The following is a 16,504-nucleotide window of genomic DNA, read 5'->3' on the forward strand; positions in this document are numbered from 1 at the left end:
AGGACAGGATGCTGTGTTGTCGGCTCACGCTAGAAGTGACGTCACCCACGAGCTATGTGGCGGAAACACACAAGTAACAGGAAGGGGGTGGCCGGGGGTTACAGCGGACCGCACTACCATCCTCGACCCGGACCCCCCGATGGCCCGAAGCGCCACGGATGGATCGACAGGTGTGTCGCCCCGAGCCATCCGGGCTCAGCCGCACGGCCCGTCGTGGTCCGCCGGGCGCGGGCACCGCCGACGACCGGCCAGCAGGTGGTCACAGAAAACCCGATGTCGTACGCACTGAGCGTCCTCCTCCGACACCGTCGTCTCCGCCCGGTCCACGTCGGCGAGGAAACCCAGCGCTCGCGTGATCGCCCGAGCGAACCGCAGCGCCCCCGGCAGATCAGCGGCCACGACCGGCAGATGCACCACGAAGCGCTCCCTCGCACTACTCACGACCACCACCCTCGACTCGTCGACCTGGAGGGCGGCCCGGTGTGCGGGTAGGGGACGTCCACCGGACCGCCCGGCCCCACGCCCGCAGCCTTCGACGGCGGCGGTACGAACGCGGAGCCAACCAGTGGCCCAAACTCCGAGGTTTGCCGAACCAACCGGAGCCGGACATCCAGCAACCTACCCCAAATACTTGTGTAGGTCGACGGTTCGCGGCGGCGACATTGCAGCTTGTTGCAGATATTGGTGTAGGCCGGCATGATCGAGGAGCCGAACCAACCGGAGTCCTCACCATGCCCACAGCAGAAGCGCCCTATCGGCGCATCGCCAACGAGATCGCCGCGAAGATCAAGAGCGGCGAGCTGAAGCCGGGCGACAAGCTGCCCTCCACTCGGGAACTCGCCGAGAGCTACGCCGTCCACATGAACACCGCGTCGCGGGCGCTCTCACTGCTGCACGACCGTGAGCTGATTACCGGCCAGCCGGGGCGTGGCACCTACGTCGCCGAGCATCCCGGACGCTGACGCCCCGCCACCGTCCCCGCGCCCCCCGCGCCTCCTCGTCGTCGGCGCTCGCCACTTCCACAGTCGCCGACCGCCGTCAAAGGCGGGTCGAGCACGAGAAGATCCGCACAACTTCCCCGTTGTTGCTGCGTCCGCCAGCCCTGATGCAGCAACGTCCCCGTTGTTGCTGCATCAGGCCGCTTAGCCCTCGCAAGATCGTGCTCGATCGTTGATGTAGTGGCCTCGGGGGCACGGCGAGGCCACTACTTCCTGGATCGAGCGCGACCTTGGGGAGTGTCGCCGTTGGGCGAGCCATCTCCTGTTGAGCGGTATACCTGTGAGTCATAAAAATGACTCACAGGTATACCGCTCAACACAGCAAGTGGCTCCGGTCGAGTGGGGCGTCCCGCACAGGAGGTCGGCAGGTCTTGGGCCTGCGGGCTGTGTCGGAGACGCCGCTGGCCCGGCGTCCGAGGTGGCGGACGACGGGCCAGCGGGTGTGCCGGGCGTGATCGGCCCGGTGGTCGGCTCGGAGCGGGTCAGCTCCGGGCCGAGGCTCGCGATGGGTCAGCGGCTCGCAGGGGTCAGCGGCTCGCAGGGGGTCAGCGGCTCGCAGGGGGTGAGAGGCCGGCGCGGGCGGCGACGGCGGTGTCCGGGTGGTCGCTGAAGACGCCGTCCAGACCCAGGCCGAGGAAGAGTTCGTACTCGGCCGTGATGTCGCCGCGCGCGTTCGGGTCGGTGCCGATCCGGAAGTCCACGGGGAGGAACTGGTTCTCCGCGCGGAACGTCCAGGCGTGCACGAGCAGCCGCTCGCGGTGCGCGTCACGCACCACGTTCGTCGGGGCGAGCAGCTTGCCGGCGGCGTCGCGGGGCACGATCAGGTTCTTGTTCGCCCCGATGCCGTCGGCGTACCCGGCGATCCACTTCAGGCCGGCCGCCGTGGCGAGGTCCTGGTAGCTGCGGGTGTCGCCGGCGGCGGTGAAGTCGTACGGGCGGCCGGTGGCGTCGAGCAGCTGGACGAGCTTCACGTCGGTCAGCCGGCTCAGGCGACGCAGGTTGGCCGTCTCGAACGACTGGATGAAGACCGGCGAGTTCTTCCGGTCCAGCTTGTTCTGCCGCAACACCTTCAGCAGCGGCTCCTCCAGCGGCAGTCCGATCGACGTGAAGTAGGTCGGGTGCTTGGTCTCCGGGTAGATGCCGATGGTGCGGCCCCGTGCCCGCCCCTCGGTGCGCGCGAGGTCGATGACCTCCTGAAGGGTGGGCACCTCGAAGCGTCCGTCGAAGGCGGTGTTCGCCACGCGGACCTGCGGCAGCCGCTCCTTGGCCCGCAGCGTCTTCAGCTCGGCCAGGGTGAAGTCCTCGGTGAACCAGCCGGTCACGGCGACACCGTCGATTGTCTTCGTCGTCTTCCGGGCGGCGAACTCCGGGTGCGTCGACACGTCGGTGGTCCCGGAGATCTCGTTCTCGTGTCGGGCGACCAGGACACCGTCGGAGGTGGACACCAGGTCCGGCTCGACGTAGTCGGCGCCCATCCGGATCGCCAGCCGGTATGCCTCCAGGGTGTGCTCCGGCCGGTAGCCGCTGGCGCCCCGGTGACCGATGACGATCGGCCGGTCGTTGCCGCGGGCGCGGTCGACCCCGGTCGAGGGGTCGGCGGCGGCCATCGTGGGCACGGCCACGGCGGCGGCGAGCAGCGCGCCGGCCACGCCGAAGGTCGAGAGAGTACGTCGCAACGCCGTCTCCTGTCATCGAGGGATGTCGCAGACAGCAGACCGCCCGAGATTGACCGGAAGTTGGTCGATGACTGGCCGGCAGGTGAATCTCCGGAATGGGCGTTCCCACTCGGGCTGCCACCCGGAAAAGGAAGATTGTCTGGTGCGCCGGTTACTCCGCAACCCCGTGCGGCTGGTGCCGCTGGGGTTCCTGGTGCCGATCCTGCTCGGCACCGCGCTGCTGCTGGCGCGCTGGTCGACCATCCAGCACCAGCGTCCGCCCCTGGTCACCGCCTTGTTCACCGCCACCTCGGCGGTGTCCGTCACCGGCCTGGCGGTCACTGACACCCCCAACTACTGGTCCGGTTGGGGCCTGGTGGTGATCACCCTGCTCACCCAGCTCGGCGGTCTCGGCATCCTCACCGTCGCGGCGCTGGTCATCCTCGTGGTCTCCCGCCAGCTCGGGCTGCGCAACCGGCTGCTGGTGCAGGCCGAGACGGCGGAGTTCGGGGTCGGTGACGTGGCCCGGCTGCTGCGCCGGATCGCGGTCACCGTCTTCGCGTGCGAGGCGGTGATGACCGCGCTGGTCGCCGGCCGCCTCTGGTGGGCGTACGACTACACGCCCGGTCGGGCCCTCTGGTCCGGCGTGTTCCACGCCGTCCAGGCGTTCAACAATGGCGGCTTCTCGCTCTACTCGGAAGGGCTGCTGGCCTTCGACCGCGATCCGTGGGTGTCGTTGCCGCTGGCGTTCGGCGCCATCGTCGGCGGGCTCGGGTTTCCGGCCCTGTTCGAGGCCGTGCGCGAGTGGCGCAGGCCGGCGGGCTGGGCGGTGGCGACCAAGCTGACCATCTGGGGCAGCGTGGCGCTGCTGATCCTCGGCGTCGTCGGCCTGCTCGCCGCCGAGTGGACCAACGTCAGCACCATCGGCTTGTACGACGCCGAGGGCAAGGTGCTCGCGTCCTTCACCCAGATCGCGTTGAGCCGTACCGGTGGCTTCAACGTGCTGAACATCACGGACCTGCAGGAGGAGAGCTACCCGCTGCTGATCGTGCTGATGTTCATCGGCGGCGGCAGCGCCAGCACCGCCGGTGGCATCAAGGTGTCCACGTTCTTCCTCCTGGCGTTCACCATCTGGGCGGAGCTGCGCGGCGAGCCCGACGTGACGGTCGGGCACCGCCGGGTGGCCACCGCCAGCCAGCGGCAGGCCATCACCGTGGCCCTGCTCAGCGTCGCGCTGGTCACGGCCGGAACGATGCTCCTGTTGCTGCTCACCGAGGGCGTGCGGTTCATCGCCGCCCTGTTCGAGGTCACCTCCGCGTTCAGCACCACCGGGCTGACCATCGGTCTGGCCAGCGAGTTGCCGCCCAGCGGCCAGGTGGTGTTGACCGTGCTGATGTTCATCGGCCGGGTCGGGCCGCTGACCCTCGGGTCGGCGATCGCCCTGAACACCCGGCGCAGGCTCTATCGCTATCCCCAGGAACAACCCATTGTCGGCTGACGAGAAGGAGGGTCGAGGTGTCGGCGAGACGATCGGACGGCAGCGGCATCGTGGTGATCGGGCTGGGTCGGTTCGGGTGCCACCTGGCCGGCGCTCTCACCCGGATGGACCGTGAGGTGCTGGCCATCGACCGCGACCCGGATCAGGTGCAGCGCTTCTCGACCCAACTCGACAGAGTGGTCCAGGCGGACACGACCGAGGAGGGCGCCCTGCGGCAGCTCGGCGTCACCAGCTTCGGCCGGGCCGTGGTGGCCATCGGGGCCTCGGTGGAGGCGAGCGTGCTCACCGTGCTGGCGCTGGTCGAGCTGGGTCTGCCGCAGATCTGGGCCCGCGCCACCTCGCAGAAGCACGCCAAGATCCTGTCGTCGGTGGGCGCGCACCACGTGATCTTTCCGGAGGCGGAGACCGGGGACCGGGTGGCCCACCTGATCGTCAGCCGGCTGCTCGACTTCATCGAGTTCGACGACGACTTCGCGATCGCCACCGTCCGCGTGCCACAGTCGCTGGCCGGTCGCACCCTGCTCGACCTGCGCCCGGAGGAGCGCTACGGGGTCCGGGTGATCGGCGCGAAGGTGCCCGGTGAACGCTTCCGGTACGCCTCGGACGACACGGCGCTGCCGCGGGACGGGGTGCTGGTCGTGGAGGGTGGGATCGACCAGGTGCAGCGGTTCGCGGGGCGACGCTGACGCCTCATTTGTGGTGCGCGGCGCGCTTATGGGGCGCCTTCACCCTTTTCCCGGACCACCCGGCCCCTTGGCGTCGGTCGGCTTCGCGTGCTCCTTCGCGGGGGCCTTGGCGGGCTTCGGGGGCTTGGGCTTCGGCGCGGCACCGCCGGAGCCGCTGCGTACCGTCGTCTTCTTGGTCGGTGCCTTCGTCGGGGCCTTCGTCGGGGCAGCCTTGCTCGGCGGGGCCGTGGACGGGGTCGTCCCGGCCACGCCGGAGACGCGTACCCTGCAGGTCGCGTCGCCGAGCCGGAACTCCACCGGCAACGGGTTAGCCCCCTTGTACGTCCCGGCGAGGGTGAGCTTCTCGGCCGCGCCCGGCGCCAGAATCGTCCGCTGCGCAGCGGGCCGGATCTGCACCGATCCGCCCTGCTGCTGCACCGGGGCGGGCTCCGCCTTCGTCACCGTCTGCTGCCCGGGGAACGTGAAGTTCATCGTCCAGTCGCGCAGCTCGCGGTCACCGGTGTTGGTCAGGGTCAGCTCGGCGGTGAAGTCCTTGCCGGAGTCGGTGCGCAGCGCGTACGCCACCTCGCAGGGCGCCGTCTCGGGCAGGCCCATCCGCGCCTCGGTCGTGGGCCGGTCCTCGCCGCTTGCCGGGCTGCGGGAGGTGAACCCCCACATCGCCCCGGTGACCGCGATCAGCCCGACGGCTGCCACCCCGGCCTCCACCCCCCGCCGCCGCCGGTTCACCCGTCGGTCGCGGCTGCGCCGGGTACGCGAGAGCGGGAGCGCGTCCGTCTCCGCCGACCAGGGCAGGATCGTGGTGCCGGCGTTGGCCAGCTCGGCGGGATCCAGCGGACCGGCCGCCGGCGACACCGGCACCGCCGCCAGCATGCCGGCCGCCTCGGCGAGGGTGCGGGCCAGCTCGGCGGTGGTCGGCCGGTCGGCGGGGCGCTTGGCCAGGCAGCGCCGCACCAGGTCGGTCACCGCGTCGGGCAGTCCGGGCACCGCCGGCATCGGGTCCGGGTCGCTGTACATGTGCGCACGCAGCATCTGCGTGGTCGTGTTCGCCTCCCACGGCAGCCGGCCGGTGAGCATCCGGTAGAGCAGCAGCCCCACGGCGTACACGTCGGTGGCCGGGGAGACCTGGCCGTTGTCCAGCCGCTCCGGCGCGAGGTACGCGGGCGTGCCGAGCAGCGCGCCGTCCGGCCCCTTCTCGCTCTCCCCGACCAGCGCGGAGATGCCGAAGTCGACCACCTTCACCCCGGTCGAGGTGAGCATGACGTTGCCCGGGGTGACGTCGCGGTGCACGACCCCGCGAGCGTGCGCGGTGGCCAGCGCCGAGCTGACCTCCGCGCCGATGGTCACCGCCGCACGCCACGGCAGCCGCACCTCGCGGCCCAGTCGGCCGGCCAGCGAACCGCCGTCGACAAGCTCCATCACCACGTACGGCACGGTGATGCCGACCTGGTGGGACTCGCCGTAGTCGTACACGTTGGTGATGTTGGGGTGGCAGAGCCGCGCGGCGGCCTGCGCCTCGATGCGGATCCGGTGCCGGAAGGCCCGGTCGCTGGCCAGCCGCGAGGCCAGCACCTTCACCGCGACCTGGCGGCCCAGCACCTCGTCGTAACCGCGCCAGACCACCGACATGCCGCCCGCGCCGAGCTGCTCGATGAGCCGGTACCGCTCATCGAGGAGTTGTGCGCCGTTCCGGTCCCCACCGCCCATGGTGGCCGTTGTTGCCCACAGGAGACCGGGCTACACCTGAAGGATCGGAATCGGTCAGGAATATCACCCGTTCAGGCGGTCGCCAGCAGTTGGTCCACCGGGGCGTAGTCGTCGGTCAGCACCGTCGCCTCCCCGACGAATTCCGTGAGGCCCGCGCCGGAGAGCAGGCTGACGCTCCGGTCGACCTCGTCGAGGCGGGCGCGGACGGCGGCGAGCGGCAACGGGGCGTCGGAGCCGACGATGAGGAAGTTGCTGCCCCGCTCCTCGGCGAGCGCCTCCGGCGGGGCGATCAACGCGACGTGGGTGAACTCGGCGGCCACCGTGGCCAGCTCGGCGCGGATGAACCGCAGCGGCGGGTAGTCGATGACGTTCTGCACGTACACGCCGCCGGGGCGGGTCACCCGCCGGATCTCGGCGGCCATCTCCCGGGTCGCCAGGTGCCAGGGCACCACCAGGTGACCGAACGCGTCGCCGACGACCAGGTCGCGGCTGTCCGCCGGCTCACCGGCGACCAGCATGCGGGCGTCGCCCACCACCGTTCGCAGGCCCGGCCCCGGGCGTACGCCCAGTTCCCGCTCGCCCAGCTCGACGAGCCCGCCGTCGATCTCGAACACCACGTTGTCGGTGCCCGGTCGGGTGGCGCTCAGGTACGTCGGCACGGTGAACCCGCCGCCGCCCAGGTGCAGCGCGTCCAACCGCTGCCCGGCCGGCGCGACCACGTCGGCGACCGCGCCGATCCACTTGGTGTACGCGTACTCCAGGTGTTTCGGGTCGGCCAGGTCGACGTACGAGTGCTGGGCCGAGTTGAGCAGCAGCGTCCGGCCGCTGGGCCGGAGCGGGTCGGTGGTGACCCGGGCGCAGTGGTACGCGGTCTCGATGTCGCACGGGTTCGGCGCGATGGTGGTCAGCCCCGCCCCGAGCAGGCCGAGGACGGCCAGCGCGGCCCGGGTACGGGCCGGACCGGGCAGGTCGGTGCGCGCCTGCCGCCGCAGATACCACCCCAGGCCGATGCCGGCCAGCCCGAGCGCCACCGCCAGCGACAGCAGGATGACCGTGCTGGGCAGGGCGGCGACCAGCACGAACCCGGTGAGCAGGGTGGCGGTGATGCCGCCCAGGGTGCCGATGCCGGACAGCCGGCCGACCACCTGGCCGGTACGACGCAGGTCGGCGAGCTGGAGCTTCACCACCAGCGGGGTGACCGCGGCCAGCAGCGCCGCCGGCACGAACACGGCGAGCGCCACCAGCAGCAGGATGGCGCTGGCCGCCCCGCCCCGCAGGACCTCCCCGGCGTAGCGCACCACGGGCAGGGTCACTGCGGTGGCGATCCCGGCCAGCACCAGGGCGGGCGCCAGCAGACCGCGTGGGTCACGCCGGTCGGCGAGCCAGCCGCCGGCCCAGGCCCCGTACGCGATCGCGGCCAGCGCGATGCCGATGACCGAGCTGGTCACCTGGAGGGTCACCCCGACGTACGGGCCGACCAGGCGCAGCGCGACCGTCTCCAGCACCAGCACGGCGCCGCTTGCGAAGAAGACCAGGAAGGCAGCCAGGCCGCCGGGCAGCGCCCGGCCGGTGACCGGCACGGACGGGCCCGAGGAGACCGGCGTGGTCGCGACGTCGGACGGTGGGGAGCTCATCGTCGCGATGGTACGCAGCGAAGCGGGCGCTTTGGGTCAGTACATCGAAAGATGAACATGGTTTGTGTGGCTGGCGGCCGGGCTGCCGCTGCCGCTGTACGACCGCCAGCCCGTGCCCGGATGCCAGATCTGCCGGTACCAGATCACGTAGAGCACACCCAGCCGGTCGGCGTTGCGCACGTGCCAGGCGGCCAGGCTGTCCCCGTACGCCTTGTCGCCGCCGGTCGCGTTCTTGTCCTCGAAGCCGTTCGTGGCGGCCGAGAAGTCGCAGGCCCGCCCCTTCGGGTGCTCGCCGCCGCCGCCCTCACGCTTGCAGGAGACGTGCCGCTTGTAGCCGGCGGCCTGGGTCTGCTTGAGCGCGTTGAGGGTGCGCGGGGTGATGCAGCCCGAGGTCGTCGGGTCCTTCACCGAGCAGGACTCCGACGGCCAGGACCCGTCGGAGTTGCGCGGCGCGGGCTTCGCCGACGTGGAGCTGCCGCCGCTGAAACCGTTGCTGCTGCCCGAGCTGACCTCGGCGAGAGCCGCCTCGGCCTCCTTCTTCTTCTTCGCCATCACGGCGAGCTGCTTCTGCTGCTCACGGACCTCGGTGTCGATGGCGATCTTGGCCTGCTGGGCCTGCTGCCGGGCCTCGGTGAGATCGCGCAGCCGCTTGCTGTCCCGCTGGGCCATCAGGTCGAGGTCGGCGGCCCGTTGCAGGAACGCCTGCGGGGTGGCGGTGTTGAGCAGCATCGCCGTCGGGGTGAGCCGACCGGCCCGGTACGACTGCGCGGCCACCTCGCCGACCTGGGCGGTGAGCCCGACCAGCCGAACCTCGACGGCCTTCAGCTCGCCGGTCAACGCCGTCTGCCGGCGCTTGGAGTTGTCCAGCTTGGCCTTGGCCTCGATGTGACCCTTGGCGGTCAGCTCCAGCGCGTCCTGCAACTTCTTGGTGCCGCCCTCACCGGGCTCCGCGTACGCGGGCACCCCGCCGGCGAGCACCAGCGCGACGGCGGTGAGCAGAGGGAGCAGTACGCGGCGAACGCGCCGCTGGCTGAGCCTGGTCCTGGGCACGACAGCGTCCTTCCGTCGACCGCCGGCCCCCGGTGAACTCTGCGCGGCGGCGTCCCCGCCGGCGCCGGTCGGCGGCCTGCTGGCGGAGACCGCCGGTCACAATACCGGAACGCGCGCCGGTGACCAGCCCCGCGACCGCCCGCCGGCCCCAGTGTCGACACAGCGTGCCGCCGTCGTCGCGCACTGCGCGCCGATGCCGCGCTGGCCGTCGTCGCACACCGGGCGGAGACGCCCCACGGCCGTCGTCGTCGACGGCCTGGAGTCGCGGCGCGGACGTCCGTCACACGGTCTGGAGACGTCGCGCGGTGTGCGGATCAGGAGCCGAGCAGGGCCTCGTGCACCTCGGCCCAGACCTGCTCGTTGGCCGCGACCAGCAGCCCGCGGCCATCGTCGGCCGGGTGGTAGTCGACGCCGTCGAACCGGCGGGCGACACCCCCCGCGGCGCGGACCAGCAGGGTGCCCGGCGCATGGTCCCACGGCAGGGTGCGCCAGAAGAGGGTGAACTGCTGCTCGCCGGTGAGGATGTCGAGGTATTCCCGGCCGGCACAGTGCTGGCCGGGCAGCAGCTCGCCGAGCCGCCGACCGCCGGCGCGGACCCGGTCGCGGGCCTCCGCCGGCAGGAACCGCGTCATCGCCGCGCCGCGCAGGTCGCCCAGTGGCGGCACGGCGTCGGCGACGTCGACCGGCTGGCCGTTGACCAGGGTGCCCTCGTCGGCCCGACCGGCGGCCAGCGTCCCGGCCAACGGGTCGAGAATCCAGCCGGCGGTCGGGCGGCCGTCGGTCAGCAGGGCCACCATCAGGGCAAACGGCCGGCGGCCGGCGGCGAAGTTGGCGGTGCCGTCGACCGGGTCGACCAGCCACACGTCTCCGCTGTCGCGCAGGTGCCGCAGCAGCCCCGGATCGTCGGCGACACCCTCCTCCCCCACCACCGTCGAGCCCGGCCGCAGCCTGCGCAGCCCAGCGGAGATCAACTCTTCGGCGCGGCGGTCGGCGACGGTGACCACCTCGCCGGGCGCCTTCTCCGACACGTCGGCGTCGTCGAGCTTGCGGAACAGCGGCAGCACGACCTGGTCGGCGGCCTCCAGGAGCAGGTCACCGACGTCGTCGAGCAGGGTGTCAGCCACGAGGCGGCAGCTTGACCACGCTGACGAAGAACTCGTCGATCTGCCGGACCACGGCGATGAAGCGCTCGAAGTCCACCGGCTTGGTCACGTAGGCGTTGGCGTGCAGCTGGTAGCTGCGCAGGATGTCCTCGTCGGCCTGGGAGGTGGTGAGCACGACCACCGGAATCCGGCGCAGCTCGTCATCCTTCTTGATCTCTTCGAGCACCTCGCGGCCGTCGCGGCGGGGCAGGTTGAGGTCGAGCAGGATCAGGTCGGGCGCCAGCGCGTCGGCGTACTGGCCCTCCCGCCGCAGGTAGGCGAGCGCCTCGGCGCCGTCGGAGACGACGGTCAGCCGGTTGCGCAGCTTGTGCTCCTCGAACGCCTCCTGGGTCATCAACACGTCACCCGGATCGTCCTCCACGAGCAGGACCTCGATCGGGCTCTTGCCGTCCGCCGGCGCGGTCATCCCACCGTCTCCCTCATGTCACCCGTTCTACCGCTTTCCGGCGACCCGTCGGCCCGGTCCGGCTGGTCCGCTCCGGCGGAGTGCTCCGGCAGCGCGGACGACGCCTCGTCCGCGGGCGTCGTGTCCCCCGGCGTGGCCGGCTGCGGCTGCTCGGCGGGGTCGGTGGCGGCAGCCGCCTCCACGTCCTCGGGACGTGCCGGGAGGGTGAACCGGATGGCCGTGCCCTCCGGTACGTCGGTGTCCACCCAGACCCGGCCGCCGTGATATTCCGCGATCTTCTTGACGATCGCCAACCCGATGCCGGTGCCCGGGTACGCGTCCTTCGAGTGCAGCCGCTGGAAGATCACGAAGATCTTGTCGGCGAACTCCGGCTCGATGCCGATGCCGTTGTCCTGGCAGCTGATCTCCCACTCGGCCCCGACCAGCCGGGCCGAGATGTGCACCTTCGGCGGCACGTCGGGACGGCGGAACTTGATCGAGTTGCTGACCAGGTTGGCCAGCAGGTTGGTGAGCAGCGGCTCCTCGCCACGGATCACCGGCAGCTCGGTCCAGGTCAGCTCGGCGTCGGCGTACTGCCGGGCAGCCTCGGTCTGACCGGCCACGTCGCCCATCACCTTGTTGAGGTCGACGTCGACGAAGCCGGTGGTGAGCCGGCCGATCCGGGAGAACGCGAGCAGGTCGTTGATCAGGCGCTGCATCCGCTGCGCGCCGTCCACCGCGAAGGCGATGTACTGGTCGGCCCGCTCGTCGAGCTGCCCGGCGTAGCGGCGCTGGAGCAGCTGGCAGAAGCTGGCCACCTTGCGCAGCGGCTCCTGCAGATCGTGGGAGGCCACGTACGCGAACTGCTCCAGGTCGCGGTTGGACCGGGTGAGCTCCTCGGCCTGCTTCTGGAGCTGGCTGTTGACCCACTCGATGCGCTCGCGGGCCTCCCGCACCTCGGCCAGGTCGGAGGCGATCTTCTGGCGCATCGCGTCCACGTCGTCGCCGAGCCGGATGAACTCCGGTGGGCCGACGGTGGCGATGCGGTGCTGGTAGTCGCCCTCGGCGACCTCGCGGACCTGGGTGGCCAGCCCGGTCAGCGGCCGGATCACCATCCGGTCCAGCGAGAGCAGCAGCACCGTGCCGGCCACGACCACCACCACGGCCGCGATGATCAACAGGATGACCAGCACGTTGCTGCTGTTGCGGACGTTCGCCGCGGACTGCTCCCGGGCGGCCAGGATCTCCTGCTGGAGGTCGTCGACGGCCGAGCGCACCTCGTCGAACCGCTGCCGGGCCTGCTCGGTGACCAACGCCTGGCCGGCGCGGGTGCCATCCTGTTCGGTCGTGGCGATGACCGGCTCGGCCACGGCCCCCCGCCACTGCTCGGCCCTCTCCTCGACGACCCGCAACTCCTGGCCGATCTGCGGGTAGTCGTCGAGCAGCGCCCGCATCGCGCTGATGGTGGCCTTCTCCTGCTCGAGCCCCGCCTCGTACGGACTCAGATCAGCCGGGTCACCGCTGACCGCGTACCCGCGAACCGCCGTCTCCTGGTCGAGCACCGCGTTGAGCAGCTCCTGCGACTGCACCCGCAGCGGGCCGGTCTGGTTCAGGATGGCGTCGATCTGGGTGCGGTTGCGGGCGGCCATCGCCGCCTCCGCGGTGGCCAGGCCGATCAGCAGCACGCCCACGACGGTGAGCAGGGTGATGACCCGGCGGCGCAGACTCCAGCCGCCGCTCACCGGCTTCACCGGCCACCGCCCCGGCTGACCAGCAGCATGGCCACGTCGTCGGCGAGCGGGCCGCCGTTGATCTGCTCGGCCCGACCGACCAGCCAGGCCGGCAGTTCGGGCAGCGACACCTCCCGGTTGGCCGGCTCGTCGAGCAGCCCGCTCAGGCCCGGCACGTCGAGCCGTTCGTTGCCGGCGCCCACCCGCCCCTCGATCAGGCCGTCGGTGTACATCAGCAGGGACCAGTCATCGGTGTCGAACTCCAGGTCGTAGGCGATCGGCCGGCGAGGTCGTACGCCCAGCAGCAGGCCGCCGGGCGCGGGCACCGGGACGACCCGGCCACCGGAGAGCAGCAGCGGCGGCGGATGCCCGGCGAGTCGGACGGTGGCCCGGTTGGCGTCCAGGTCGAGTCGGGTGGTGGCCACCGTCGCGAAGATCTCCTGAAGTCGGCGCTCACTCATCAGCACCTGCTCCAGTGCGGGCAGCACCTCGTCGTCCGGCACCCCGGCGAGCACCAGGGCCCGCCAGGCCACCCGCAGTTCCACACCGAGCGCGGCCTCGTCCACCCCGTGCCCGCAGACGTCCCCGACGATCAGGTCGAGACGGTCCGGACGGGTCTGCACCACGTCGAAGAAATCTCCGCCGATCAGCGCGGCGTGTCGACCCGGCCGGTAGAAGGTGTGCACCGCCACCTGGTCGGTCGTCATCAACGGTTGGGGCAGCAGGCCACGTTCGAGTCGGGCCGACTCGGCCTGGCGCAACTCGACCTCACGCAGCCGGCGGGCGTTCACGTCGGCGCGCTTGCGCTCGACCGCGTAGCGCAGCGCCCGCGTCAGCAGCACCCCGTCGACCTGGCCCTTGACCAGGTAGTCCTGTGCGCCCTCGGCGACGGCCACGATGCCCATGTGCTCGTCCGAGCGGCCGGTCAGCACACAGACGGCGGCCCCACTGGGCATCTCCAGCACCTGGCGCAGCCCGTCCAGCCCCTGCGCGTCGGGCAGGCCCAGGTCGAGCAGGACGCAGTCGACGCCGGTGATCCGCTGCCGCGCCTCGCTGAGGCTGGTGGCGACCACCAGGTCGATCATCGAGTTCGTCTCGGCGAGCAGCTCACCGACCAGGAAGGCGTCACCCTCGTCGTCCTCCACCAGCAGCACCCGCAACCGCTCGCCGGGCGGCAGGTTGGCGTGCCGCGCCAGGCCACCGTGCGGGTACGGCACAACTGGGGACGCGGCCAGGCCGCCTCCCCGGTGCGGCCGGGTCACCGCCGCGAGACGCGGGAGTTCGCTGGTGATGTCGGGCTCCTTCCGAGTGCCCTGCTGATCCTGTATTAGACAACGGTCGCACACAACACGATGGGCGCGGCACGGGCGGGGATGGGCCGGATCACTGCCCGCCGGGGGACAAAACGGACGGCCGGTCGGTGCCCGGTGGCCGAGCGCCCCGCCGACGGGCGGGAGATCGGTGGACGCCCGGCCATCCCGTCCCGGGCCACCGGAGGGCAGGATGGTGCCACCCCAGGCCCCACCACCTTCGAGGAGTTCGGATGGGCGCACCCCCCACCCCCGTCACGGCGGGCGTACCGCTCCGGCCGGGTCCGGGCGTACCCCCGGCCGACCGTGCGCTGACCCGACCGCGCCGGCGGCTCCTGGCCGCCGCGGCGGCGCTGGTCGCGCTGGCGGCCGTCGGTGCCGGCAGCCTGCTCGACCTGCGCACCCCGGCGCCGAGGCCGGCGGACGCGCCGGCGGGCGAGTTCAGCGCCACCCGGGCGTACGAGGACGTCCAGGTGATCGCGGCCCGGTCGCACGTCGCCGGGAGCCCGGCCAACGACCAGGTTCGCGCGCACGTCGAGCAGCAGTTGCGCGGCCTGGGCCTGGAGACGGAGGTGCAGGACACCATCGCGCCGGAGGCCGGCCAGCTCAGTGGCGCGGCCGGCGGGGCGACAGTGGCCCGGGTGCGCAACGTGGTGGCCCGACTGCCCGGCACCGACCCGACGGGTCGGGTGTTCCTGGTCGCCCACTACGACTCGGTGCAGACCGGGCCGGGCGGCAACGACGACGCGGCCGGCACCTCGGCCATCCTGGAGGTGGCCCGCGCGCTGACCACCGGCCCCCGGCCCCGCAACGACATCGTCTTCGTGCTGACCGACGCCGAGGAGGCGTGTCTCTGCGGGGCGGCCGCGTTCGCCGCGAGCCACCCGCTCGCCGCCGACGGCGGTGTGGTGCTCAACCTGGAGGCGCGCGGCTCCACCGGCCCGGTGATCATGTTCGAGACGTCGAAGAACAACGCGAAGCTGGTGGACGTCTTCGGCCGGGCCGCCCCGCACCCGGTCGGCACCTCGTTCGCGGTGGAGATCTACCGGGCGCTGCCCAACGACACCGACTTCACCGCCTTCCTGGATCAGAAGTTCGTCGGGCTGAACTCGGCGTACATCGACGGCGGCGCGATCTACCACACGCCGCTGGACACCCCGGCCGCGATGGATCGGAGCAGCCTCCAGCAGCACGGGGACAACGCGCTGGGCCTGGCCCGGGAGTTCGGCCGCACCGATCTCACCGACCTGCGCTCCGGGTACGACGCCACCTACTTCCCGGTCCCGGGTGGGCTGGTCCGCTACCCGGGCTGGCTCGTCCTGCCGCTGGCCCTGCTCGCGGTACTCGCCGTCGCGGCCCTGGGTTGGCTGACCCGCCGCAGCGGTCGGGCCAGCACGGGACAGCTCGCCGCCGGTTTCGGCCTCGCTCTCGGGCCGATCGTGGCCGCGCCGGTCGCCGCCCAACTGCTCTGGCTGGCGATCACCGCGATCCGTCCGGGGTACGCGGAACTGCTCGACCCGTACCGGCCGATCTGGTACCGGATGGCCGTGCTGGCGCTCGCCGCCGCCATCCTGTTCACCTGGTACGCGCTGGTCCGCCGCCGGATCGGCCCGGCCGCGCTCGCCGTCGGCGGGCTGGCCTGGCTGGCCCTGCTCGGGGTGCTGCTCGCCGTGGCGGTGCCCGGCGGGGCGTACCTCACCACCCTGCCGGCCCTGGCCGGCGCCCTCGGCGGGCTGGTCGCGCTGCGGACCCGGCAGACCGGGCCGTGGCCGGTGGTGGCGGTGACGGCCGCCGCCGCGGTCGGCGTGGTGATCCTGCTGCCGACAGTGGTGCTGCTCTTTCCCGCGTTGGGCATGGCGATGGGTGGGGTGGCCGCGCTGGTCGCGGTGCTGCTCGGCCTGACCGCGCTGCCGGTGGTCGACCTGCTGCACCCGCAGGCCGGCGGGCAGCGCGGCCTGGTGGCGCTGCGGGCCCGACGACTCGCGGTGCTGCCGGCCGGGGCCGCCGCCCTGGCGGCGGTGGTGCTCGCCGGGGTCGGGCTGGCCGTGGACCGGTTCGACGCCGCCCACCCCGCGCCCACCCACCTGATGTACGCCCTGGACGCCGGCACCGGGCAGGCCCGCTGGCTGAGCCACGAGACTGACCCGCAGCCGTGGACGGACGGCTACGTGGACGGGGTGGCCAGCGTGGCGGACGACTTCCCCGGCCTGGGCGACGCGGAGCTGCGCGCCGGCCCGGCGCAGGCGGCGAACCTGCCGGCGCCGAAGCTCGACGTGCTGGCCGACACCAGCGCCGGCGGTGAGCGCACGCTGCGGCTGCGGCTCACCCCGCAGCGGGCGGTCCGGCTCGCCACCCTGCACGTCGACACGGCGACCGCCACCGTGGTGCGCGCCGAGGTGGCCGGCCGTCCAGTGCCCGTGGAGCCCCGCGCGGGCAGGTGGGGCTTCGGACTGGTCTTCCACGCCCCACCGTCGGAGGGCGTCGAGGTCACGTTGACGCTGCGGCCGATCGCCGCGCAGGTGGCGCTGCGGGCGATGGACGCCAGTGACGGGCTGGACGCGCTGCCCGGCTTCCGGCCCCGGCCGCCGGCCGTCGGCGTCGTCGGATCACACAGCTCCGAGATGCTGGCGGTCGCCCGCACGTATCCCCTCTGAGAAGAAAAACCGGTGGTCCGGCGGCACGAATCAGCCG

At 72.2% G+C, this 16,504-nt stretch carries 13 protein-coding genes; 4 read left to right on the forward strand and 9 right to left on the reverse strand.

Annotation, left to right across the window (positions count from 1 at the left end; translation table 11 throughout):
* Nucleotides 1-195 precede the first annotated feature (195 nt).
* The gene (locus ABZU46_RS02335) at nt 196-441 is read right to left on the reverse strand and encodes a hypothetical protein (protein WP_354854422.1); all 246 of its coding nucleotides are present in this window, start codon (nt 439-441) and stop codon (nt 196-198) included.
* A gap of 290 nt (nt 442-731) precedes the next feature.
* On the opposite strand from ABZU46_RS02335, the gene ABZU46_RS02340 reads away from it, so the two are divergent.
* Nucleotides 732-962: a winged helix-turn-helix domain-containing protein gene (locus ABZU46_RS02340; RefSeq protein WP_139586398.1), complete on the forward strand. Its 231-nt coding sequence runs from the start codon at nt 732-734 to the stop codon at nt 960-962.
* A gap of 581 nt (nt 963-1,543) precedes the next feature.
* Here ABZU46_RS02340 and ABZU46_RS02345 read toward each other — a convergent pair.
* Entirely contained in the window at nt 1,544-2,674 is a 1,131-nt protein-coding gene (locus ABZU46_RS02345) for a glycerophosphodiester phosphodiesterase (RefSeq protein ID WP_354854423.1), read from the reverse strand.
* Nucleotides 2,675-2,816: 142 nt separating this feature from the next.
* Between ABZU46_RS02345 and ABZU46_RS02350 the strand changes: the two genes are divergently transcribed.
* Entirely contained in the window at nt 2,817-4,151 is a 1,335-nt protein-coding gene (locus ABZU46_RS02350; RefSeq protein ID WP_354854425.1) for a potassium transporter TrkG, read from the forward strand.
* A gap of 17 nt (nt 4,152-4,168) precedes the next feature.
* Nucleotides 4,169-4,837, forward strand: a complete 669-nt coding sequence (locus ABZU46_RS02355) for a TrkA family potassium uptake protein (protein ID WP_354854427.1) — start codon at nt 4,169-4,171, stop codon at nt 4,835-4,837.
* A 39-nt stretch (nt 4,838-4,876) separates the two neighbouring features.
* On the opposite strand, the gene ABZU46_RS02360 is transcribed toward ABZU46_RS02355, so the two are convergent.
* The 7 genes from ABZU46_RS02360 to ABZU46_RS02390 form a co-directional block, all read right to left on the reverse strand.
* Entirely contained in the window at nt 4,877-6,541 is a 1,665-nt protein-coding gene (locus ABZU46_RS02360) for a serine/threonine-protein kinase (protein ID WP_354854428.1), read from the reverse strand.
* A gap of 71 nt (nt 6,542-6,612) precedes the next feature.
* Nucleotides 6,613-8,175 carry a fused MFS/spermidine synthase gene (locus ABZU46_RS02365; protein ID WP_354854430.1) on the reverse strand — a complete coding sequence of 521 codons (1,563 nt, stop codon included), beginning with the start codon at nt 8,173-8,175 and terminating at the stop codon, nt 6,613-6,615.
* A 36-nt stretch (nt 8,176-8,211) separates the two neighbouring features.
* Nucleotides 8,212-9,225, reverse strand: coding sequence for a hypothetical protein (locus ABZU46_RS02370; RefSeq protein WP_354854432.1), 1,014 nt, complete (start codon nt 9,223-9,225; stop codon nt 8,212-8,214).
* A 314-nt stretch (nt 9,226-9,539) separates the two neighbouring features.
* Nucleotides 9,540-10,349 (reverse strand): inositol monophosphatase, encoded by an 810-nt coding sequence (locus tag ABZU46_RS02375; RefSeq protein WP_354854434.1) that lies wholly within the window; start codon nt 10,347-10,349, stop codon nt 9,540-9,542.
* Nucleotides 10,342-10,794 carry a response regulator gene (locus ABZU46_RS02380; RefSeq protein WP_354854435.1) on the reverse strand — a complete coding sequence of 151 codons (453 nt, stop codon included), beginning with the start codon at nt 10,792-10,794 and terminating at the stop codon, nt 10,342-10,344. Before ABZU46_RS02380 ends, ABZU46_RS02375 begins: the two co-directional genes overlap by 8 nt.
* A complete protein-coding gene (locus ABZU46_RS02385) occupies nt 10,791-12,524 on the reverse strand; it encodes a CHASE3 domain-containing protein (RefSeq protein ID WP_354854437.1) in 1,734 nt (577 codons plus the stop codon). Before ABZU46_RS02385 ends, ABZU46_RS02380 begins: the two co-directional genes overlap by 4 nt.
* A complete protein-coding gene (locus ABZU46_RS02390; protein ID WP_354854439.1) occupies nt 12,521-13,720 on the reverse strand; it encodes a fused response regulator/phosphatase in 1,200 nt (399 codons plus the stop codon). Before ABZU46_RS02390 ends, ABZU46_RS02385 begins: the two co-directional genes overlap by 4 nt.
* 326 nt (nt 13,721-14,046) lie before the next feature.
* Here ABZU46_RS02390 and ABZU46_RS02395 point away from each other — a divergent pair, with 326 nt between their 5' ends.
* Complete coding sequence (locus ABZU46_RS02395) at nt 14,047-16,467, forward strand: M28 family peptidase (protein ID WP_354854440.1); 2,421 nt, start codon at nt 14,047-14,049, stop codon at nt 16,465-16,467.
* Nucleotides 16,468-16,504: the final 37 nt, after the last annotated feature.

The organism is Micromonospora sp. NPDC005197 (genome assembly GCF_040608295.1).
GTDB lineage: Bacteria > Actinomycetota > Actinomycetes > Mycobacteriales > Micromonosporaceae > Micromonospora.

Excerpts from the sequence above, each read along its gene's own strand:
- ABZU46_RS02360 (WP_354854428.1), bottom strand. The coding sequence starts at position 6,541 with ATGGGCGGTGGGGACCGGAACGGCGCACAACTCCTCGATGAGCGGTAC.
- ABZU46_RS02395 (WP_354854440.1), top strand. The coding sequence starts at position 14,047 with ATGGGCGCACCCCCCACCCCCGTCACGGCGGGCGTACCGCTCCGGCCG.
- ABZU46_RS02365 (WP_354854430.1), bottom strand. The coding sequence starts at position 8,175 with ATGAGCTCCCCACCGTCCGACGTCGCGACCACGCCGGTCTCCTCGGGC.
- ABZU46_RS02380 (WP_354854435.1), bottom strand. The coding sequence starts at position 10,794 with ATGACCGCGCCGGCGGACGGCAAGAGCCCGATCGAGGTCCTGCTCGTG.
- ABZU46_RS02340 (WP_139586398.1), top strand. The coding sequence starts at position 732 with ATGCCCACAGCAGAAGCGCCCTATCGGCGCATCGCCAACGAGATCGCC.